This window comes from Streptomyces thermoviolaceus, from assembly GCF_045209695.1.
In the GTDB taxonomy this organism is placed as follows: domain Bacteria; phylum Actinomycetota; class Actinomycetes; order Streptomycetales; family Streptomycetaceae; genus Streptomyces; species Streptomyces thermoviolaceus.
This window is the reverse complement of the sequence record NZ_CP109280.1, coordinates 1,167,150-1,188,516: the sequence shown is the minus strand read 5'-3', so window position 1 is coordinate 1,188,516 and position 21,367 is coordinate 1,167,150. Positions and strand designations below refer to the sequence as shown.

The window sequence follows — 21,367 nt, the reverse complement described above, 5'->3', positions numbered from 1 at the left end:
CTCGCTGCGCGCAGTTCGCCCCCGGGCACGCCCTCGACGCCGTGACTGCCCCCGCCCGGGAAGGGGCGTCGCGTTGTCGGCCTGTGACGCCCGGGCTCGGCCGCCGCGACCGGACGCCCGGCGCCCGGCCTGCCGCCCAACGGGCCTCGACAGCAACCTCCATCCCGGTGGCCGACGCCGACCCTCAGCCGCCGTGGGTGAGATGACCGCGTCGCCGTCCGCACCGCCGTCCACGGACACCGGCATCCCGAGGCACGCACGCCCAGCGCCCCCGGAGTACCGGGACCCGCCTGACCCTTCCGCATCACGCTGAACAGCTCCCTGACTGGAGACATCCCGTGAGCAGCCCTGGAACCACCGAGACGCCCGCCCCGAGCCCGGCGCGGGCGGAGACCGGCAACCGTCTTCCCGTGGGACGCCTGCTGGCGTTCACCACGGCCGGGTTCCTCGCCATCATGACCGAGACGATGCCCGCCGGTCTGCTGCCGCAGATCGGCGACGGCCTCGACGTCACCGAGGCGTGGGCCGGCCAGCTCGTCACGCTGTACGCCATCGGCTCGACCGTCGCGGCCATCCCCATCATCGCCGCCACCCGCAGCATGAACCGGCGGCCCCTGCTGCTGTGGGCCGTGGGCGGCCTGCTGGTGTTCAACACCGTCACCGCACTGTCCGCCCTGTACGGGCTGACCCTGTTCGCCCGCTTCGTCGCCGGCATGGCCTCGGGTGTCATCTGGGGCGTGCTCGCCGGCTACGCCCGCCGCCTGGTCCCGGCCGCCCTGCAGGGCCGTGCCCTCGCGATCGTCGGGGTCGGCCAGCCCATCGCGCTGACCTTCGGCGTCCCGCTGGGCACCTGGCTCGGCTCGCTGTTCGACTGGCGGGGCGTGTTCTGGATCATGTCCGCCGTGGCGCTGCTGCTCATGCTCTGGGTGCGCGCCCTGGTGCCCGATGTGCCAGGCCAGAGTGCCGCCGAACGTCTGCCCATCCGGCGGATCTTCACCACGCCCGGCGTTCGTCCGGTCCTCGCCGTGGTCTTCTTCTGGATCCTCGCCCACAACATCCTCTACACGTACATCGCCCCCTTCCTGGAGAAGGCCGGGCTGAAGGACCGTGTCGACGTGGCCCTGCTGGTGTTCGGCGCCGCGGCCATCGTGGGCATCTGGGCCACCGGCGTCCTGGTCGACCGCATGCTGCGCACCGTGACGCTGATCAGCCTCGCCGCGTTCGCGGCCGCCGCAGTGGTGCTGGGCATCGGGCACGAGTCGCCCTGGGTGGTCTTCCCCGGCATCGTCGCCTGGGGCCTGACCTTCGGCGGGGCGCCCACCCTGCTGCAGACCGCGATCGCCGACGCCGCGGGGGAGGGGGCCGACGTCGCCCAGTCGATGCTGGTGACGATCTTCAACCTCGCCGTCGCCGGCGGAGGCCTGGTCGGCGGCCTGCTGCTGGAGACCGCCGGAGCGGCCGCCTTCCCGTGGGCGCTGCTCGTCCTGGCCCTGGCCGCCCTCGCCGTCGTGGCGGGCGCCAGGTCGCACGGTTTCACGCCGGGACACCGCGTCGCCCCGTAAGCGGCGCACCGCCCGGAAGCGGCTGACGCCGCCCCGGGACGGACAGCCGAGGGCAGCCGGAGCATTCCGCTCGAGTATTTGACCGACCGTTCCAGAAGGTGACATCCTCCCACCATGGCCCGTCCCAAGCAGTTCGACCCCGAGCACGCCCTCGACGCCGCCATGGACGCTTTCTGGCGCAAGGGGTACGCGGCGACCTCCGCCCAGGATCTGGTGGACAGCACCGGACTGGGGCGTGGCAGCCTCTACAACACCTTCGTCAGCAAGCACCGCCTCTTCGAGGAGGTGCTCCGCCGGTACGAGGAGCAGTGGACGACCCGTCAGGAAGCCATCCTGGAGGGGCCGGAGGCGGTCCGGGAGCGGATCCGCGCGGTGATGATGACCGTCGTCGACGAGGAGACCGCCGCCCAGGACGGCCGCCGGGGCTGCCTCGCGGTCAACGCCGCCGTGGAGCTGGCCGGACTCGACGCGGACGTCACCCGCCTGGTGCGCCGCATCTTCGGCCGCGTGGAGGAGGCGCTGTACGGCGCGCTCGCCCGCGCCCAGCGGGACGGTGAGATCGACGCGGACAAGGATCCGCGGGCGCTCGCACAGTTCGTGCTCAACGCGATGTACGGCCTGAGGGTGCTGGGAAAGACCGCGGACCGGCACACCCTCACCGGTATCGTCGACACGACGCTGGCCGCTCTCTGAGAGGTCTGCCGTGCCGGAGTCGTCTCCGGCTGCCCTCATTCTTTAACGACTGTTCCACAACGCCCGAAGCGACGACCGTCCCAAGGAGTGCGATGCCTGTCGCGGTCTCCATCCTCGGCCTGACCGTGTTCTGCATCGGAACGACCGAGTTCATGATCTCCGGACTCTTACCGGACCTGGCCGCCGACCTGTCGGTGTCGATCCCTGCCGTGGGCTGGCTCATCTCCGGGTACGCCCTCGGCGTGGTGGTCGGCGGGCCGGCCCTGACCGTGGCGACCCTGCGGATCAACCGCAAGACCGCGCTGCTCGCCCTCATGGCGCTGTTCATCGCCGGGCAGACCGTCTGCGCCCTCGCCCCCGGCTACGGCGTGCTCATGGCCGGCCGGGTGCTCGCCGCGCTCGCCCAGGGCGCGTTCTTCGGCATCGGCTCCGTCGTCGCCGTCGACCTCGCCGGGCCCGAACGCCGCGGCCGGGCCCTGGCCATCATGTTCGCCGGACTGACCGTGGCCAACGTGGCCGGTGTCCCGGCCGGCACCTTCCTCAGCCAGCACGCCGGCTGGCGCCTGAGCTTCTGGGTGGTCGACGGCCTCGCCGTGGTGGCGCTGCTCGGCGTCGCCGTCCTCGTCCCGCGCCGGCCGACCCCGCCGTACACCGGACTGGGCGCGGAGTTCACCGCGTTCCGCAACCCGCGTGTCTGGGTGGCGCTGAGCACCTCCATGCTCACCCAGGCCGCCGTCTTCTGCTGCTTCAGTTATCTGTCGCCGCTGTTCACCGATGTCACCGGGTTCTCCGAGGGCGCGGTGCCGCTGCTGCTGGCGCTGTTCGGCGCGGGCTGCTTCCTCGGCAGCGTCATCGGCGGCCGCTTCGCCGACCGGCATCTGCTGCCCAACCTGTACGTCGGCATCGTCACGATGGGCGCGGTGCTCGCCCTGTTCCCGTTCGCCGCCGGCGACAAGACCGCCTGCGTCGTCGCCGTGGCCGCCTTCGGCATCGCCGCCTTCTCCATCAACCCGGCCCTGCAGGCCCAGGTGATGCGCGAGGCCGGTGACGCGCCGACGCTGGCCACCACCACCAACACCTCGGCCTTCAACATAGGCAACACCCTCGGTCCCTGGGTCGGCGGCAGCGTCATCGACGCCGGGTACGGCTTCACCGCCCCGCCCCGCCCCGCGCCGCCGCCCTGCTCGCCGTGGCGGGCCTGCTGGCGGCCGTCACCTCGGGCGTCCTGCGCCGCCGTGCCCGCGCCGGCCAGGACACACCCGCCCGCGAGAGCGCACCCGCACCGTCCGCCGTCTCCTGACCCGTCACCACACGTCCGGCCGTCCGGCCATCCCGGTGGCGTCCGGACCCGTCCACACCGAACCGGAGGAACACACCCATGACCAGCACCACGTCGAAGCCCACCGTCGCCGTCCTCGGCACCGGCATCATCGGCTTCCCCGTCGCCCGCAACCTCGCCCAGGCAGGCTTCCCGGTCCGGGCCTGGAACCGCACCCGCGCCAAGGCCGAACCGCTCGCCGAGCACGGGGTGCACGTCGCGGACACCGCCGCCGAGGCCGTCGAGAACGCGTCGATCGTCCTCACCGTCGTCAAGGACGGCCCCGCCGCCCTGGAAGCCGTCACCGCGGCCGCGCCCTCGCTCGCCGCGGGCACCGTGTGGGTGCAGCTGAGCACCGTCGGCGACGCCGTCGACTCGCTGGTCGCGTTCGCCCGCGACCACTCCCTGGTCTTCGTCGACGCCCCCGTGCAGGGCACCCGCCAGCCCGCGGAACAGGGCCAGCTCGTCGTCATGGCGGCCGCCGCACCCGAGGTGCGCGACACGCTCGCCCCGCTCTTCGACGCCATCGGCAAGCGGACCCTGTGGGTGGCCGACGACGGCGAGAGCGGCGCCGCCAGCCGCCTGAAGCTGGTCCTGAACACCTGGGTCATCGCCCTCACCCACGGCGTCGGCGAGGCCCTCGCCCTCGCCCAGGGCCTCGGCGTCGACCCCCGGCACTTCGTCGACGTCGTCAGCGGCGGCCCGATGGACAGCGGCTACTTCCAGGGCAAGTCCGCCGCCGTCCTCTCCGGCGACTACACCACCAGCTTCTCCGTGGACAACGCGGCCAAGGACGCCGGCCTGGTCCTCGACGCCGCACGGCGCGCCGGCATCCGCATGGACCTGGTCGAGGCCGGCCACGCCCGCTTCCGGCGCGCCTCCGAACTCGGCCACGGTGACAAGGACATGGCGGCCGGCTACTTCGCGAGCTTCGACAAGTAGCCCCTGCGCACGGCGACCCGGGGCGGTGGGCTGCGGAAAGGATCCGCCGCCCACCGCCCCGCACCGTGCCGCGCCGCACACCCCGCTACGACCCTCGTCCCTCGCGTCGCCGCCAGGAGCCCGTGCCCATGAGCACCCCCTATGAGCAGACCACCGTTGTCGTCGTCGGCGGCGGACCCGTCGGCATGCTGCTGGCCGCCGAACTGGCCCAGCAGCGCATCGACACGGTGGTGGTGGAGGAGCAGCCGCAGCCGCGGGACATCCCCCGGGCCGGCACCCTGCACGCCCGCACCGTGCAGTCGCTGCTGCGCCGCGGATACCTGCGCACCCCCTTCCCCGGCAGCCTGACCTCCCGTCACACCACCGGCTTCCACTTCGGCGGGCTGCCGGTGCTGGAGATATCGGCGCCCACCGCCGAGGGCGTCCCGGTCTTCCACCGCTCCCAGGAGGAGCTGGAGGCACTCTTCGAGGCCCGCGCCCGCAGCCTGGGCGCGGACATCCGCCGGGGTCAGCGCGTCGAGACCGTGCACCCCGGCCCCCGTGGCGTCCGCGTCGGCATCGCCACCGGGGACGGAGAACACACCCTGGAGGCCGACTGGGTGGTCGGCTGCGACGGCGCCCGCAGCACCGTCCGCGAACAGGCCGGCATCACCAGCACCACCACCCCGCCCACCTTCAGCGCCCTGATCGGCCGTGTCCGGCTGCTCGACCCGCTCCACGTGCCCCCGGGCTGGACCCACGGCCGGGACGGCTGGACCCTGATCAACGTCAACCCGCACGGGCACAGCCGGGTCCTCACCCACGACTTCCGCCGGCCGCTGCCGCCCCGGCACGCCCCCGTCCGCCTGGACGACCTGCGGGCCGCCGCCGAGCACATCCTCGGCCGGCCCGTCCCCATGGACGAACCCACCTATCTGTCCCGCTTCAGCGACTTCACCCGCCTCGCCGACACCTACCGCACCGGACGTGTCCTGCTCGCCGGGGACGCGGCCCATGTGCACGCCCCGCTCGGCGGCCAGGGCCTCAACACCGGCCTGCAGGACGCCTTCAACCTGGGCTGGAAACTCGCCCTGGTGGCCCGCGGCGACGCCCCGCCCGAGCTGCTGGACAGCTACACACGGGAACGGCGCGCGGTGGCCGCCTCCGTGATCGCCAACACCCGGGCGCAGGCCGCTCTGATGCGCCCCGGCCCGGAGAACGATCCGCTGCGCGCCCTCGTGGCCGACCTGCTGCGCACACCCGAGGGCGGCCGCCGGGTCGCCGACGAGATCAGCGGCCAGTCCATCGCCCACCCCGACCCGGACGCCACCTCCCCGCTGCAGGGCAGCTTCCTGCCCAACCACCGCTTCGACACCCCGGACGGACCGCGCACCACCGCCGAACTCCTCACCCCCGCACTGCCGTTGCTGCTGCTCACCCCGAACGCGGACCCGGCCCTCGCGGCCGCCGCCGAGCCGTGGACCGACCGCCTGCTGGTGGTGCCGGTCGACAGCCCGGACTTCCTGGAGTGGCAGGCCCTGCTCTGCCGCCCCGACGGCTACACCGCCTGGGCGGCCACCGACGCCGACGCGAACCCGCGAGCGCTGACCACCGCGCTCACCCGCTGGCTCGGCCCGGCCCGCACGGCACCGCTGCCTAGCTCGGCATCCGTCTCCGGCTGAGACACCCGTCCCTGTCCTACCCCGCTCGGTGACCAACTGCCGCCGAGCAGAGAAGAAAGGACGTATCCGAGATGAGCACGATCGACCGTCGACGCCTGTTCACCGGCGCGGGGGCAGCCACAGTCGGCGCCGCCCTCACGACTGCCGTCCCGGCGACGCGTGCGAGCGCCGCCGCACCCGCACCACACCCGGCCGGCGACACCATACGGCCCGGTGATCCGCGGTACGAGATGCTCACCACCGGCAACAACAAACGGTTCGTCGCCGCACCCGACTACGTGCGGATGATCCGCTCCACCGAGGACGCCGAACAGGCGGTACGGGAGGCGGTCCCCTCCGGCCGGCGCGTCTCCGTGCGCAGCGGCGGCCACACCTTCGCCGACCTGGTCTGCAACCCGGACGTCGACGTCATCCTCGACCTGTCGGAGATGACCGAGGTGAGATACGACGCGAGCCGCCGCGCCTTCGCCGTGCAGCCCGGTGTGCGCCTGCTCACCCTCTACGAGGCCCTCTACAAGGGATGGGGCGTCACCATACCCGGCGGCATGTGTTACAGCGTCGGCGCGGGCGGACATGTCGCCGGAGGCGGGTACGGGCTGCTGTCCCGCGCCCACGGCCTGGTCGTCGACCACCTCTACGCCGTCGAGGTCGTCGTCGTCGACCGGGACCGTACCGTGCGCACCGTCGTCGCGACCCGCGAGCCCGACGACCCCCACCGTGACCTGTGGTGGGCGCACACCGGCGGAGGCGGCGGCACCTTCGGCCTGGTCACCCGCTACTGGTTCCGGTCCCCGGACGCCACCGGCGACACACCCTCCCGCCAGCTGATGCGGCCGCCGTCCACCGTGCTGGTCAGCGCGCTCTCCTTCCCCTGGCAGGATCTCGACGAGCGCCGGTTCTCCCGGCTGCTGAAGAACTTCGGCGCCTGGCACGAACAGCACAGCGCCCCGGACGCGCCCGAGACGGCCATCGGCACCGTCTTCAACGTCTGCCACCGCGCCCACGGCACCCTCGACCTGTTCGTCCAGGCCGACGCCGAAGCCCCCGGCGCGGACCGCATGCTCGACGACTACCTCACCGCACTCACCGCGGGAACCGGACTGCGCACCACCGCGATGACCCGGGCGTCCGGCGACCTGCCCGCGATGCCGCAGCTGGCCGCCCCGCGCCGGATGCCCTGGCTCGACGCCACCCGCCTGGTCGGCACCAGCAACCCCACCATCACCCATCCCGCGCTGCGCGGCGCCCACAAGTCCGCGTACATGCGCCGCACTTTCACCGACCGGCACACCGCCGTCCTCTACCGCCACCTGACGTCCGAGGAGTACGCCAACCCGGACACGATGGTGGTGCTGTTCTCTTTCGGGGGCCGGGTCAACGCCGTACGCCCCGAGGACACCGCCGCCTCCCAGCGGGCGTCGGTGTTCAAGATGCTCTTCCAGACCTTCTGGCCCGACCCCTCCGGTGACGCCGCCGGGCTCGGCTGGGCCCGCGCCGTCTACGAGGACTTCCTCGCCGACACCCACGGCGTCCCGGTACCGGGCGAGCAGTACGAGGGCTGCTACATCAACTACCCCGACACCGACCTGAAGGACCCCGCGCGCAACCGCTCCGGTGTGCCCTGGCAGACCCTGTACTACCAGGGCAATCACGACCGCCTGCGCCGCATCAAACGGGACTGGGACCCGACCGGTTTCTTCCACCACTCCCTGTCGGTGGACCCGGCATAGAACGCCGCCGCGCCCGAGGGCGACAGGACGCCCTGGCCGGGTGCGCGGCCTCGCATGCCGCGCACCCGGCGCCGTGCGGTGCCTCAGATGTCCCGGAAGATCTCGATCTGTGCCCCGATCGAGTTCAGGCGCTCCGCGAGGTCCTCGTAACCGCGGTTGATGACGTACACGTTGCGCAGCACGGACGTGCCCTCGGCCGCCATCATCGCCAGCAGGACGACCACCGCGGGCCGCAGCGCCGGCGGGCACATCATCTCGGCGGCGCGCCAGCGGGTCGGGCCCTCGACCAGGACCCGGTGCGGGTCCAGCAGCTGCAGGCGTCCGCCGAGGCGGTTCAGGTCGGTGAGGTAGATGGCCCGGTTGTCGTAGACCCAGTCGTGGATGAGGGTCTTGCCCTGGGCGGTGGCCGCGATCGCCGCGAAGAACGGGACGTTGTCGATGTTCAGTCCCGGGAACGGCATCGGGTGGATCTTGTCGATGGGGGCCTCGAGCTTGGACGGCCGGACCGTCAGGTCGACCAGCCGGGTGCGGCCGTTGTCGGCCACGTACTCCGGCGAGCGGTCGTGGTCGAGGCCCATCTCCTCCAGCACCGCCAGCTCGATCTCCAGGAACTCGATCGGCACCCGGCGCACGGTCAGCTCCGACTCCGTGACCACGGCGGCGGCCAGCAGGCTCATCGCCTCCACCGGGTCCTCGGAGGGGGAATAGTCGACGTCGACGTCGATGTCGGGCACGCCGTGCACGGTGAGCGTGGTGGTGCCGATGCCCTCGACCCGCACCCCGAGGGCCTCCAGGAAGAAGCACAGGTCCTGGACCATGTAGTTGGAGGAGGCGTTGCGGATGACGGTCACCCCGTCGTGGCGGGCCGCAGCCAGCAGCGCGTTCTCGGTCACCGTGTCGCCGCGCTCGGTCAGCACGATGGGGCGGTCGGGGCGGACCGAACGGTCCACCCGGGCGTGGTACTGGCCCTCGGTGGCCGCGATCTCCAGGCCGAACCGGCGCAGCGCGATCATGTGCGGCTCGATGGTGCGGGTGCCCAGGTCGCATCCGCCGGCGTAGGGCAGCTTGAAACGGTCCATGCGGTGCAGCAGCGGACCGAGGAACATGATGATGGAGCGGGTGCGGACGGCCGCCTCGGCGTCGATGGAGTCCAGGTCCAGCTCGGCCGGCGGCACGATCTCCAGGTCGACACCCTCGTTGATCCAGCGGGTGCGGACCCCGATCGAGCCCAGCACCTCCAGCAGCCGGTACACCTCCTCGATCCGGGCGACCCGGCGCAGGACCGTGCGGCCCTTGTTGAGCAGGGAGGCGCACAGCAGGGCCACGCACGCGTTCTTGCTCGTCTTGACGTCGATGGAACCGGACAGCCGGCGTCCGCCGACCACCCGCAGATGCATCGGGCCCGCGTAGCCCAGGGACACGATCTCGCTGTCCAGGGCCTCGCCGATGCGGGCGATCATCTCAAGGCTGATGTTCTGGTTGCCGCGCTCGATGCGGTGCACGGCGCTCTGGCTGGTACCGAGCGCTTCGGCGAGCTGCGCCTGCGTCCAGCCACGGTGCTGCCGGGCATCCCGGATGAGCTTGCCGATGCGTACGAGGTAGTCGTCTGCCATGAGGTTGAGGTTATCTCAGATATGAGATGGCGCCCGTTAAGGGGGGCCATTGGAGTGATGTCCTATCAGTCGCCCTGTGGCCAGGTGTTGTTCGCGAAGGCTCCGTAAGGTGACCGAGCCTTTTCATTAATTGTCCCTTTTTGGGGCGGTGATGAGCGAAGTAGCAGGACTTGTCGAGTGCGGCGGGGAGCTGTCGAGTGCTGCCGGTTCCGCCGAGTCTCGTCGGGTTCCGCGAATGCTGTCGGATGCCGGGGTGGTGCGGCTTCGTCGCCGGCGGGCGGCGCGTGCGGTACGGGGGCGGGGGTGCCGCGGCGTCGGGCGCGGTGCCGGGTGTCGGCCGGAGTGTCGCGGTCGCCTTGCGTGGGGAACTGCGGCTCCGCGGGTCCCGTCCTGTTCGACGGGAGAGGGGTCCGTCCCGCCTGTGAGGAGAGGGTGTCTTCCGGAGGGCGGGCGGAGGTGGTGTCCGGCCTTCCGGCGGTCGTCACCGGTATGTCCCGCTGTGCGCGGTGGCGGCGTGAGGCATGCCACTGCGGCCCGGCGGGTGCGGTGCGCTCCGGGCATGACCATCCGGCCCCCATGTACTAGAGTTATCTCGACATCGAGATATCTGCCGAGAGCACCGCAGTCGCCACCCCGGGTAAGGGTCGCCTAACTAAGGTTTACCTTAGCGGACCGGCCGAGACGCCGTGGCGGCACCCTCTTCGGGCGCCGCCTATGGTTGCGGTGTGGTGGTACGCGCACATCAATGAAGGAGACTGTCGTGTCGGCGAACAGCTTCGACGCCCGCAGCACGCTGCAGGTGGGCGACGAGTCGTACGAGATCTTCCGGCTTGACAAGGTCGAGGGCTCGGCCCGGCTTCCTTACAGCCTGAAGGTCCTCCTGGAGAACCTTCTCCGCACCGAGGACGGCGCGAACATCACCGCCGACCACATCCGCGCCCTCGGCACCTGGGACTCGCAGGCCCAGCCGTCGCAGGAGATCCAGTTCACGCCGGCCCGCGTGATCATGCAGGACTTCACCGGTGTGCCCTGCGTCGTCGACCTCGCCACCATGCGTGAGGCCGTCAAGGAGCTGGGCGGCGACCCGGCCAAGATCAACCCGCTCGCCCCGGCCGAGCTGGTCATCGACCACTCCGTCATCGCCGACAAGTTCGGCACCCCGGACTCCTTCAAGCAGAACGTCGAGCTGGAGTACGGCCGCAACCGCGAGCGCTACCAGTTCCTGCGCTGGGGCCAGACCGCGTTCGACGAGTTCAAGGTCGTCCCGCCGGGCACCGGCATCGTCCACCAGGTGAACATCGAGCACCTGGCCCGTGTCGTCATGGTCCGCGACGGCAAGGCCTACCCGGACACCCTGGTCGGCACCGACTCGCACACCACCATGGTCAACGGTCTCGGTGTCCTCGGCTGGGGCGTCGGCGGCATCGAGGCCGAGGCCGCCATGCTCGGCCAGCCGGTCTCCATGCTCATCCCGCGCGTCGTCGGCTTCAAGCTCACCGGCGAGCTGCCCACCGGCACCACCGCCACCGACCTGGTGCTCACCATCACCGAGATGCTGCGCAAGCACGGTGTGGTCGGCAAGTTCGTCGAGTTCTACGGCGAGGGCGTGGCCAAGACCTCCCTGGCCAACCGCGCCACCATCGGCAACATGTCGCCGGAGTTCGGCTCCACCGCCGCGATCTTCCCGATCGACGAGGAGACCATCAACTACCTGCGTCTGACCGGCCGTTCCGAGCAGCAGATCGCGCTCGTCGAGGCCTACGCCAAGGAGCAGGGCCTCTGGCTGGACCCGAACGCCGAGCCGGACTACTCCGAGAAGCTCGAGCTGGACCTGTCCACGGTCGTGCCGTCCATCGCCGGCCCGAAGCGCCCGCAGGACCGCATCGTCCTCTCCCAGGCCGCCGCGCAGTTCAACACCGACGTCCTCAACTACGTGGACAACGGCAGCACCGACGCCGCCGAGGGCACCCAGGCCTCCCCGGTCGACGAGGCCAGCGTCGAGTCCTTCCCGGCCAGCGACGCCCCGGCCTACGGTCACCAGGAGAACGGCGCCGGCGCGCCGCAGCACTCCGCCGTCGTCCCCGGCCCCGGCCCGTCCAACCCGGTGACCGTCACCGCCGCCGACGGCACGACCTACACCCTGGACCACGGTGCGGTCACCGTCGCGGCCATCACCTCCTGCACCAACACCTCCAACCCGTACGTCATGGTCGCCGCCGCGCTGGTGGCCAAGAAGGCGGTGGAGAAGGGCCTGACCCGCAAGCCGTGGGTCAAGACGACCCTGGCCCCGGGCTCCAAGGTCGTCATGGACTACTACGAGAAGGCCGGCCTGACCCCGTACCTGGACAAGCTGGGCTTCAACCTGGTCGGCTACGGCTGCACCACCTGCATCGGCAACTCCGGCCCGCTGCCGGAGGAGGTCTCCAAGGCCGTCAACGACAACGACCTGGCGGTCGTCTCGGTCCTGTCCGGCAACCGCAACTTCGAGGGCCGGATCAACCCGGACGTCAAGATGAACTACCTGGCGTCCCCGCCGCTGGTCGTCGCCTACGCCATCGCGGGCTCCATGAAGGTGGACATCACCAAGGACGCCCTCGGCACCGACCAGGACGGCAACCCGGTCTACCTGAAGGACATCTGGCCGAGCGAGTCCGAGGTCAACGACGTCGTCGCCAACGCCATCGGCGAGGACATGTTCGCCAAGTCCTACTCCGACGTGTTCGCCGGCGACGCCCAGTGGCAGTCGCTGCCCATCCCGACCGGTGACACCTTCGAGTGGGACGCGGAGTCCACCTACGTCCGCAAGCCCCCGTACTTCGAGGGCATGGGCCTGGAGCCGGAGCCGGTCAAGGACATCACCGGCGCCCGGGTGCTCGCCAAGCTGGGCGACTCGGTCACCACCGACCACATCTCCCCGGCCGGTGCCATCAAGGCCGACACCCCGGCGGGCAAGTACCTCACGGAGCACGGCGTCCAGCGCCGCGACTTCAACAGCTACGGCTCCCGCCGCGGCAACCACGAGGTGATGATCCGCGGTACGTTCGCCAACATCCGCCTGCGCAACCAGATCGCGCCGGGCACCGAGGGCGGCTACACGCGTGACTTCACGCAGGAGGGCGGCCCGGTCTCCTTCATCTACGACGCGGCGCAGAACTACCAGGCCGCCGGCGTCCCGCTGGTCGTCCTGGCCGGCAAGGAGTACGGCTCCGGTTCCTCCCGCGACTGGGCCGCGAAGGGCACCGCGCTGCTCGGCGTCAAGGCCGTCATCGCCGAGTCCTTCGAGCGCATCCACCGCTCGAACCTGATCGGCATGGGTGTGCTGCCGCTGCAGTTCCCCGAGGGCGCCTCCGCCGAGTCCCTCGGCCTGACCGGTGAGGAGACCTTCTCCATCACCGGCGTCACCGAGCTGAACGAGGGCCGCACCCCGCGCACGGTGAAGGTCACCACCGACACCGGCGTCGAGTTCGACGCGGTCGTCCGCATCGACACCCCCGGTGAGGCGGACTACTACCGCAACGGCGGCATCCTGCAGTACGTGCTGCGCAGCCTGATCCGCAAGTAACGGATCCCGCAGGCGCACGGGCCGCATCCCCGGCGACGGGGGTGCGGCCCTTCGCGTATCCGGGCGCATCGCCCGCACCGCACGGACCCACCCGACGCAGGCGCGCGGGGCACGGCGCGAGACGCACGGCCCTGCGGCCGCCGCCCGGGGATACGCCCCGCGGACGTCCGCACCCGACATCCGCACACCGGTTCGCGCGCAAGGCGTTTACAGCCGCCTCCGTACGCGCTACCGTCGGCACACGCGAGGTGGGAGCGCTCCCATGGCGGCGGACCGGAACCCGCCGTCACGATCGCTGCCGCCTCGCTCCCTGCCGCGGTGTGCGCCGGTGTCGTGGGGAGACGGCGGGGTGCCGTTCGGCAGGGGTGCTCGCGCACAGCGGTGACCGGAGCGGACCGGCCACCGCGGGCGCGGGCCGGACACGCCCGGCCGGGCACACGGACGGGGCGGGTCCCGCACCGGGACCCGCCCCGACCTCATCGGATGCGCGTCAGGCCAGCAGCTCCACCTCCGCCAGCGTCGACGTCCCGTCCAGGACCAGCCGGTACTTCTGGTACGTGCCCGGCGAGGCGATGGTGAACGGGCGGGTCTGCCGGTCCCAGGCGAAAGACTCGCCCGAGCGCCGGTCCACCGTCGTCCAGTGCGTCCCGTCGGCCGACGCCTGCAGCGTCCAGCCCGTCGGGGCCTTGGTGCGGTCGCCGGACGAGGTCAGGGTGTACTGGACGGCCTTGGTGGCACCGGGCACCGGCAGCTCGATCTCGGACACCGTGGCGTCGGTCGCCGAGGTGTCGTCGAAGAGCGCACCGTCGCCCTCGAGCACGTCCGACCGCGGGGACGGCACCTTGTCGTCCTGCGTGATCGACACCGGCGCCGCGTGCGGGCCGGTGCCCCACGCCGAGGGCCGCGGACCCATGTCGAACTGCAGCACACCGCCCTCGGCGAGCAGCGAGTGGGGCAGGCTGGTGGAGTTCCACGCCTTGCCGTCGAACCGCACGCCCTGCACATAGACGTTCTTCGCGCTGTTCTTCGGCGCGCTGATCACCAGGTCGCGGCCGTTCTCCAGGTGGACGGTGGCCTTGGTGAACAGCGGGGAGCCGATGGTGTACTCGCCGCTGCCCATGACCAGCGGGTAGAAGCCGAGCGCGGAGAACAGGTACCACGCGGACTGCTCCCCGTTGTCCTCGTCGCCGTGGTAGCCCTGGCCGATCTCGCTGCCGACGTACAGGCGGGAGAGCACCTCGCGGATCTTCTCCTGCGCCTTCCACGGCTGTCCGGCCGCGTCGTACATGTAGAGCACGTGGTGCGCGACCTGGTTGGAGTGACCGTACTGGCCCATCCGCACGTCCCGCGCCTCGGTCATCTCATGGATGACGCCGCCGTAGGATCCGGTGAACTCCGGGGAGGCCGTCTCCGGCGTGGCGAAGTAGGTGTCGAGCTTCTCGGCCAGGCCCTTCCGCCCGCCGTAGAGGTTGGCCAGGCCCCGGCTGTCCTGCGGGGCGGTGAAGGCGTAGCCCCAGCCGTTGGTCTCCGTGTAGTCGTAGCCCCACACGCGCGGGTCGTACGTGTCGGAGTCCACCCGCCAGTCGCCCTTCGCGTCCCGGCCCTGGAAGAAGCCGGCCTTCGCGTCGAAGAGCTTCACATAGTCCTGGGCGCGGTTGAGGAAGTACTGGGCCTCCTCCTGATAGTGCTTCTCGCCCGTCTTGCGGTACAGGTCCTGGGCCATCTGCGCGATGCCGTAGTCGTTGACGTAGCCCTCCATCGCCCAGGACAGGCCCTCGGGGGTGTCCGTGCTGGTGTACCCGAGGAAGGGCGAGGTGGTCATGCCCTTGCGGCCCACACCGGAGGACGGCGGCACCACGGTGGCGTTCTTCAGCGCCGCCTCGTACGCCGCCTTCGCGTCCATCGGGACACCCTTGACGTAGGCGTCGGCGAAGGCCACGTCCGAGGAGGTGCCCGTCATCAGGTCGGCATAGCCGGGGGAGGACCAGCGGGAGGTCCAGCCGCCGTCCTTGTACTGCTGCACGAACCCGTCGACCATCTCACCGGCCTGAGAAGGTGTCAGCAGCGAGTACGCCGGCCAGGTGGTGCGGTAGGTGTCCCAGAAACCGTTGTTGACGTACACCTTGCCGTCGACGATCTTCGCGCCGGTGTGCGTCGGCGTGTCCTCACCGGTCATCGGGGAGAAGGGGGAGGCGTACTTGTCCTTGCCGTCGACCTTCTCGAAACCGGAGTTCGGGTACAGGTACAGGCGGTACAGGCTGGAGTACAGCGTGGTCAGCTGGTCCGGGGTGGCACCCTCGACCTCCACCCGGCCCAGCAGCCGGTCCCAGGCGTGCTGGGCGCGGGCCTTGACCGTGGCGAAGGAGGTGCCGTCCGGGATCTCCTGGCGCAGGTTGTCCTTCGCCTGGTCGACGCTGATCAGCGAGGTGGCCAGGCGCAGGGTGACGGTGCGGTCCGTGCCCGCGTCGAAGCGCAGGTAGCCCTTGACGCCGTCGGCGGAGCCGTCCGTGACCGGCTTGTCGAAGACGCCGTAGACGAACAGCCGGGTCGCGCCGGTCGACAGGCCCGACTTCACGTCCGAGTAGCCGGTGACGACGCCGTGCTCCGTGTCCAGGGTCAGCCCGGCCTGCTCGGTGACATTGTCGAAGATCACGCTCGCGTCGTCACCCGGGTAGGTGAAGCGCAGCACGGCGGCGTGGTCGGTCGGGGCCATCTCCGCCGTGAGCCCGTTCTCGAACCTCACCCCGTAGTAGTAGGGGCGGGCGGTCTCGTTCTCGTGCCGGAAGGCGAGGGCGCGGGCGGTGCGGTCGGTGTCCGGGGTGCCGGACGCGGCCGACGGCATCACCTGGAAGGTCTGCCGGTCACCCATCCAGGGGCTCGGCTCGTGGCTGGCGCTGAACGCCTGCAGCTCCGGCAGGTTGTCGTCGTTGTTCGCACGTGCGTACTCGTACAGCCAGCTCAGCGAGGACGCGTTGGTCACCGGCGTCCAGAAGTTGAAGCCGTGCGGGACGGCGGTCGCGGGAAAGTTGTTGCCGCGCGAGAAGCTGCCGCTGGAGTTGGTGCCGCGGGTGGTCAGCGCGTAGTCCGACAGGTGCGCCTTCGGTTTCTCCGGCGGCACCGGCTTGATGGACACGTCGTCCAGCCAGCCGCGGAACTTCGCCGGGCCGGTGGGGGAGTCGTAGGCGATGAGGATCCGGTCGATCGTCTTGCCGGCCGCGACCGAACCGATCCGCGAGACGACGTTGTTCCACTGGTTGACGTACAGCGTCTTGGCCGCACCCTGCCCCTGCGGGCTGAGCGCGAAGCCGTGCTGGTCGGTGGCGCCGAGCCGGCTGAGACGGGTGCCGTCGGTGAAGACGAGGTCGACGGCGACGTTGGTGGCGTCGTAGTCGCGGTCGCCGTCGGCCATCGCCGGGTAGATCCGGTACGACAGCTGGGTGTCGCGCGACACCGTGACGTTCACATCGAAGATCTTGTTGTACGAGTAGGCCCGGCCCTCGGCGGTGTGCCGGCCGGCGTAGCGCAGGGCCCGCTTGCCGGTGAAGCCGGCGCCGGACTTCGCGGTCGGCGAGCCGCTCGGGCCGTGGTCGACGAGCGAGAGCATGTCCTGCGGGACGCTGCCGCCGTCGTCGCCGGTGGAGAACTGCACGTCGGCGATCTGCAGGCTGTCGGAGGCGGCGGCGGTCTTCGTGACCTCCAGGCGGAAGTGCTGGTACTCGGCCGGCTGGGCCAGGTCGTAGGTGTTCGTCTGGAACCGCTGGGCGAAGCTCTCGCCGGATCGGGTGTCGACGGTCTTCCAGTCCTTGCCGTCGGCGCTGGCCCGCAGGATCCAGTCGGCGGGATCGCGCTCGGCGTGGTCGTTGGCGGAGGTGAGGGCGTACCGGGTTATCCTCAGCGGCTTGTCGAGGTCGAACTCGACCCAGCCGGTGTCGGCGAACGTCAGCCACTTGGTGCCCGGCTCGGCGTCGACCAGGTTCTCCTTGACCTCGCCGGCGCCGGTGTTCTCGCCGCTGGCCCGCAGCTCGGTGACATGGTCGTCGACGTTGCCCGGGATGCCGTTGCTGTAGCCGCCGTCCACGCCCGAGGCGCGTTTGCTGCCGTCCGGGGCGGTGTCGACCGTGTTCAGCCAGTCCGGTGCCGGATCACCGGCCTCGAACGAGGACGCGAACTCCCGGTCGGCCGGGCGGGGCTTGCCGGGCAGGGCGACCGCGGCCCCCTGGGATCCCGCGGCCATGACGACGGCGGCCGCGAACGCGACCGCCGTGCCCCATCTGTGCCGTGCTCTGCGCTGCATGCGAGGGCACCCTCCCTGGTTCGTCGGACGTTGGACAACGTTGTCAATGACGACGCTTGCTCCAGTAGGGAGTCAAGTGCCCAGTGCTGTCAAGGGTGTTGAAGGTGATGTGCGGCGGTGAAGTCATGGATATTTCCGTCGCGGGTGCAGTTCGGGGCGTGCATTTCCGCGAGGTCTCAACTCGGAAAAGACCCATAGGGAATCATGCCCTCGATCTTGCTCCCGTCGGCGGAAGTGGACTATACCGGTCGGCGTCCGGGAAGCCTCTCCCTCGGTGACGCACGGACGCCGGGGAGGGGCCGGAAAGGTGGTTCGGTGCGCGAAACGCGTCCGCCTCCTTGTATTCCCAGCGATCCCGGTGGAAGACGCACACAGTACTTCTTGCACCACCCAGCTCGGCCCACCGCGGTGCCGGTCAGGATCCGGTTCACCGCCTGAGTCCTGGAGAAGGCGAGGACTTGCGCATGGGATCCACTTCCGCCGACAACCACGGGGGCGTCGGCCGCCGTGATCTGATCAAACGGTCCGCTGCGCTCGGCCTGGCGTCCGTACCCGCCCTGGGCTTGTTGTCCGCGTGCGCCAGCGGCGGCGGTGGCGGACAGAGCAAGGCGAAGGCCGGAAAGAAGACCGCGAAGAATCCGCTCGGCGTCAACGACACCGCGCCGATGGAATTCGTGCTGTTCGACGGCGGTTTCGGCCGGGAGTACGCCGAGGACGCCACCAAGATCTATGAGAAGAACTTCCCGAAGGCGAAGGTGAAGTTCTCGGCGACCCAGAAGATCCAGTCCACTCTTCAGCCCCGTTTCAACCAGGGCAACCCGCCGGACCTCATCGACAACTCCGGCGCCGAGCAGATGGACATGGGCGTCCTCGTCGGCAAGAACCAGCTCGCCGATCTCACCCCGCTGCTGGACGCGCCCTCCTACGACGACCCGTCCAAGAAGGTCCGCGACACGCTGCGGCCCGGCATCGTGGAGATGGGGCAGTTCGACGGAAAGCCCGTATGGATCCTCTACTACGCCTACACCATCTACGGCGTCTGGTACTCGCGCAAGGCCCTGGCCTCGCTCGACGCGGAGTACCCGAAGACCTGGGACGAGATGCTCGAGGTCTGCGAGAAGGCCAAGAAGAAGGGCATCGCCGGCTGGACGTACGCCGGCAAGTACCCCTACTACATCCCCTTCTCGCTCTACCCGATGATCGGCAAGGTCGGCGGCCGCGAGGTGCTGGACGCCATCGACAACCTGGAGCCGAACGCCTGGAAGCACCCGGCGGTCAAGACCTGCTTCGAGGCGTACTACGAGCTGTACCGCAAGGGCTACATCCTCAAGGGCACGCCCGGCCTGGACCACATCCAGTCGCAGACGGCCTGGGCCCAGGGCAAGGCGCTGTTCCTCCCCAACGGCTCCTGGGTGGAGAACGAGTCCGCGAGCGTCATCCCGAAGGACTTCGACCTGGCGGTCTCCGCGCCCAGCGGCATCGACTCCTCGGACAAGATGCCCTTCGGCACCCTCTGGGCCTCCGGCGGCGAGCCGTTCATCGTCCCGGCGAAGGCGGCGAACGCCGAGGGCGGCATGGAACAGCTGCGCATCATGCTCTCGGAGGCGTCGTCGAAGAACTTCACCACCAAGGTGAAGTCGCTGACCGCCTACAACGGCGGCACCGACGGCATCGAGCTGACTCCCGGTCTGAAGTCCGCCGTCGCGGCGCTGGAGCTGGCCGGCTCCAACGTGGTGAACCCGCGGCTGCAGGACTGGTACGTGCAGCTGGAGAAGGAGAAGATCGGAGTGGCGGGCCTCGGCGAGATGATGGCCGGCCGGCTCACCCCGGCGGAGGCGATCAAGCGCATCCAGGGCTTCGCCGACGAGGCCGCGAAGGACCCGTCGATCAAGCATTACAAGCACCAGTGAGGGGCCGTCGCCCGGGTCCGTCCGCGCCGGGCGGACCCGGGCGACACCGACCGCCCCTCAGATCGGGGACGCTGGCAATGCAGCACGGCAAGTACCGGTTCATCGTGGGGTTCCTGGCGGTACCCCTGGGGCTGTACGCGCTCTTCGTCGTCTGGCCGTTCATCCAGTCCATCTACTACTCGTTCACCGACTGGACCGGGCTGAGTCCCGACTTCGTCATGGTCGGCTTCGACAACTACACGAGGATGTTCCACGACGACATCTTCTGGAAGTCGTTGCAGCACAGCCTGCTGTTCGCGGTGCTGCTGCCGGTGGTGACGATCGGGCTGGCCCTCTTCCTCGCCTTCATGATCAACGTCGGCGGGCGCCACAGGAGGGGCGGACCGGTCGTCACGGGCGTCCGCGGCTCCTCCTTCTACAAGATCGTCTACTTCTTCCCGCAGGTGCTGTCCATCGCCATCGTCGCCCTGCTGTTCGCGTTCGCGTACAACCCGGACAGCGGAGCGATCAACGCGGTGCTGCGCGGCATCGGCCTGGACGGCGTGCAGCCGCTGTGGCTGGGCGATCCGAACCTGGCGCTGTGGTGCGTGATGGCCGTCCTGGTGTGGTCCACGACCGGCTTCTTCGTGGTGCTGTTCTCCGCCGGCATGGCCTCCATCCCCGCCGAGCTGTACGAGGCCGCGCTGCTGGACGGCGCCGGCCGGTTCACCACCTTCTTCCGGATCACCCTGCCGCTGCTGTGGGACACCGTGCAGTCCGGCTGGGTGTACATGGGCATCCTCGCCCTCGGCGCGGAGTCCTTCGCGGTCGTCCAGATCATGACGACCGGCCCCGGCGGCCCCGACTACTCGACCACCGTCCTGGTCCTGTACGTGTACCAGAAGGCGTTCCGTGACGGGCAGGCCGCCTACGCCACCACCATCGGCGTCGCGCTGCTGGTCGTCACGCTGGCCTTCGCGGCGATCGTGATGCGGCTGGGCCGGCGCGAGCGGCTGGAGTTCTGAGATGAAGACCACCGAGACCCCTGCCCCCGTCCCGGCCGAGCCCGGCCTGTCCGTCAGCGGGACGAGCTCTTCCGTCTCCCGCCCGCCCCGGCGGACACGCGAGGGCGGCGTCCTCAACGTCTTCTCCCACGGCATCCTGGTCATCTGGGCGATCATGGTGGTCATGCCGCTGGTGTGGGCGGTGATGACCTCGTTCAAGGACGACCGGTCGATCTTCAGCTCGCCCTGGTCGCTGCCGGACCGGCTGCACCTCGACAACTGGGCGCGGGCCTGGACCGACGCCCACATGAGCGAGTACTTCCTGAACACCGTCCTGGTGGTGGGCGGCTCGCTGATCGGCACCCTGGTGCTCGGGTCGATGGCGGCCTATGTGCTGGCCCGCTTCGACTTCCCCGGCAACCGGTTCGTCTACTACCTGTTCGTCGGCGGGATGAGCTTCCCGGTGATGCTGGCCCTGGTGCCGTTGTTCTACGTCGTGAACAACATGGGGCTGCTGAACACGATCCACGGGCTGATCCTCGTCTACATCGCGTATTCGCTGCCGTTCACGGTGTTCTTCCTGACCGCGTTCTTCCGGTCGCTGCCGACCTCGGTGGCGGAAGCCGCGTTCGTCGACGGCGCCTCGCACACCCGGACGTTCTTCCAGATCATGCTGCCGATGGCCAGGCCCGGCCTGATCAGCGTGGGCATCTTCAACTTCCTGGGCCAGTGGAACCAGTACATGCTGCCGACGGTGCTCAACACCGACCCGGACAAGCACGTGCTCACCCAGGGGCTGGTGCAGCTCGCGGTCAGCCAGGGATACAAGGGCGACTGGTCCGGCCTCTTCGCCGGTCTGGTCATGGCCATGCTGCCCGTGCTGGGCGCCTACATCGTCTTCCAGCGCCAGGTCGTCCAGGGGCTGACGGCGGGCGCCCTGAAGTGATCCGCCCGGTTCCGGGCGCGCCACCCGGAACCCGCCCCACCTGCACGTTCGCCGCCTCCCGAGCGACGGGGGCGGCGTCGTCACGCCCGGGCGGAGGCGGTGGCACGCGGGCTGCGACGGCACGCGCCATGACGCTGCGCAGCGTCGTCGTCA

The 21,367-nt window shown here is 70.3% G+C and carries 12 protein-coding genes; 10 read left to right on the top strand and 2 right to left on the bottom strand.

From position 1 onward, the window contains the following. Positions 1-338: 338 nt before the first annotated feature. The 6 genes from OG899_RS05230 to OG899_RS05205 all read left to right on the top strand — a co-directional run bounded on the left by OG899_RS05230 (position 339) and on the right by OG899_RS05205 (position 7,906). A complete protein-coding gene (locus OG899_RS05230; RefSeq protein ID WP_189427877.1) occupies positions 339-1,562 on the top strand; it encodes an MFS transporter in 1,224 nt (407 codons plus the stop codon). 114 nt (positions 1,563-1,676) lie between these two features. Beyond that, positions 1,677-2,255, top strand: coding sequence for a TetR/AcrR family transcriptional regulator (locus OG899_RS05225; protein ID WP_168130857.1), 579 nt, complete (start codon positions 1,677-1,679; stop codon positions 2,253-2,255). Between the two features lie 92 nt (positions 2,256-2,347). Continuing rightward, positions 2,348-3,637, top strand: a complete 1,290-nt coding sequence (locus OG899_RS05220) for a Cmx/CmrA family chloramphenicol efflux MFS transporter (RefSeq protein WP_229813962.1) — start codon at positions 2,348-2,350, stop codon at positions 3,635-3,637. After that, complete coding sequence (locus tag OG899_RS05215) at positions 3,634-4,515, top strand: NAD(P)-dependent oxidoreductase (protein WP_229813964.1); 882 nt, start codon at positions 3,634-3,636, stop codon at positions 4,513-4,515. The genes OG899_RS05220 and OG899_RS05215 overlap by 4 nt, the downstream gene beginning before the upstream one ends. A gap of 128 nt (positions 4,516-4,643) precedes the next feature. Further along, positions 4,644-6,176 carry an FAD-dependent monooxygenase gene (locus OG899_RS05210; protein WP_168130858.1) on the top strand — a complete coding sequence of 511 codons (1,533 nt, stop codon included), beginning with the start codon at positions 4,644-4,646 and terminating at the stop codon, positions 6,174-6,176. Between the two features lie 71 nt (positions 6,177-6,247). After that, positions 6,248-7,906, top strand: coding sequence for an FAD-binding protein (locus tag OG899_RS05205; RefSeq protein WP_168130859.1), 1,659 nt, complete (start codon positions 6,248-6,250; stop codon positions 7,904-7,906). Positions 7,907-7,989: 83 nt separating this feature from the next. Here the strand turns inward: OG899_RS05205 and OG899_RS05200 are convergent, their stop codons facing one another. Then, the gene (locus OG899_RS05200) at positions 7,990-9,519 is read right to left on the bottom strand and encodes a UDP-N-acetylglucosamine 1-carboxyvinyltransferase (RefSeq protein ID WP_125499705.1); all 1,530 of its coding nucleotides are present in this window, start codon (positions 9,517-9,519) and stop codon (positions 7,990-7,992) included. A 745-nt stretch (positions 9,520-10,264) separates the two neighbouring features. Here OG899_RS05200 and OG899_RS05195 point away from each other — a divergent pair. After that, positions 10,265-13,081 carry an aconitate hydratase gene (locus OG899_RS05195; RefSeq protein ID WP_189343426.1) on the top strand — a complete coding sequence of 939 codons (2,817 nt, stop codon included), beginning with the start codon at positions 10,265-10,267 and terminating at the stop codon, positions 13,079-13,081. Positions 13,082-13,571: 490 nt separating this feature from the next. Here OG899_RS05195 and OG899_RS05190 read toward each other — a convergent pair whose 3' ends face one another. Further along, positions 13,572-17,375, bottom strand: a complete 3,804-nt coding sequence (locus OG899_RS05190; protein WP_189343427.1) for a GH92 family glycosyl hydrolase — start codon at positions 17,373-17,375, stop codon at positions 13,572-13,574. A 464-nt stretch (positions 17,376-17,839) separates the two neighbouring features. Here OG899_RS05190 and ngcE point away from each other — a divergent pair, with 464 nt between their 5' ends. The 3 genes from ngcE to OG899_RS05175 all read left to right on the top strand — a co-directional run bounded on the left by ngcE (position 17,840) and on the right by OG899_RS05175 (position 21,214). Then, positions 17,840-19,285: an N-acetylglucosamine/diacetylchitobiose ABC transporter substrate-binding protein gene (gene ngcE / locus OG899_RS05185; protein WP_125499703.1), complete on the top strand. Its 1,446-nt coding sequence runs from the start codon at positions 17,840-17,842 to the stop codon at positions 19,283-19,285. Between the two features lie 77 nt (positions 19,286-19,362). Then, positions 19,363-20,289, top strand: a complete 927-nt coding sequence (locus OG899_RS05180) for a carbohydrate ABC transporter permease (RefSeq protein WP_125499702.1) — start codon at positions 19,363-19,365, stop codon at positions 20,287-20,289. A 1-nt stretch (position 20,290) separates the two neighbouring features. Next, a complete protein-coding gene (locus OG899_RS05175; protein ID WP_125499701.1) occupies positions 20,291-21,214 on the top strand; it encodes a carbohydrate ABC transporter permease in 924 nt (307 codons plus the stop codon). The last annotated feature ends 153 nt before the right edge of the window (positions 21,215-21,367 follow it).

Coding starts and splice junctions, on each gene's coding strand:
- OG899_RS05225 (WP_168130857.1), top strand. CDS start 1,677: ATGGCCCGTCCCAAGCAGTTCGACCCCGAGCACGCCCTCGACGCCGCC.
- OG899_RS05220 (WP_229813962.1), top strand. CDS start 2,348: ATGCCTGTCGCGGTCTCCATCCTCGGCCTGACCGTGTTCTGCATCGGA.
- OG899_RS05215 (WP_229813964.1), top strand. CDS start 3,634: ATGACCAGCACCACGTCGAAGCCCACCGTCGCCGTCCTCGGCACCGGC.
- OG899_RS05210 (WP_168130858.1), top strand. CDS start 4,644: ATGAGCACCCCCTATGAGCAGACCACCGTTGTCGTCGTCGGCGGCGGA.
- OG899_RS05205 (WP_168130859.1), top strand. CDS start 6,248: ATGAGCACGATCGACCGTCGACGCCTGTTCACCGGCGCGGGGGCAGCC.
- OG899_RS05200 (WP_125499705.1), bottom strand. CDS start 9,519: ATGGCAGACGACTACCTCGTACGCATCGGCAAGCTCATCCGGGATGCC.
- OG899_RS05195 (WP_189343426.1), top strand. CDS start 10,265: ATGAAGGAGACTGTCGTGTCGGCGAACAGCTTCGACGCCCGCAGCACG.
- OG899_RS05190 (WP_189343427.1), bottom strand. CDS start 17,375: ATGCAGCGCAGAGCACGGCACAGATGGGGCACGGCGGTCGCGTTCGCG.
- ngcE (WP_125499703.1), top strand. CDS start 17,840: ATGGGATCCACTTCCGCCGACAACCACGGGGGCGTCGGCCGCCGTGAT.
- OG899_RS05180 (WP_125499702.1), top strand. CDS start 19,363: ATGCAGCACGGCAAGTACCGGTTCATCGTGGGGTTCCTGGCGGTACCC.
- OG899_RS05175 (WP_125499701.1), top strand. CDS start 20,291: ATGAAGACCACCGAGACCCCTGCCCCCGTCCCGGCCGAGCCCGGCCTG.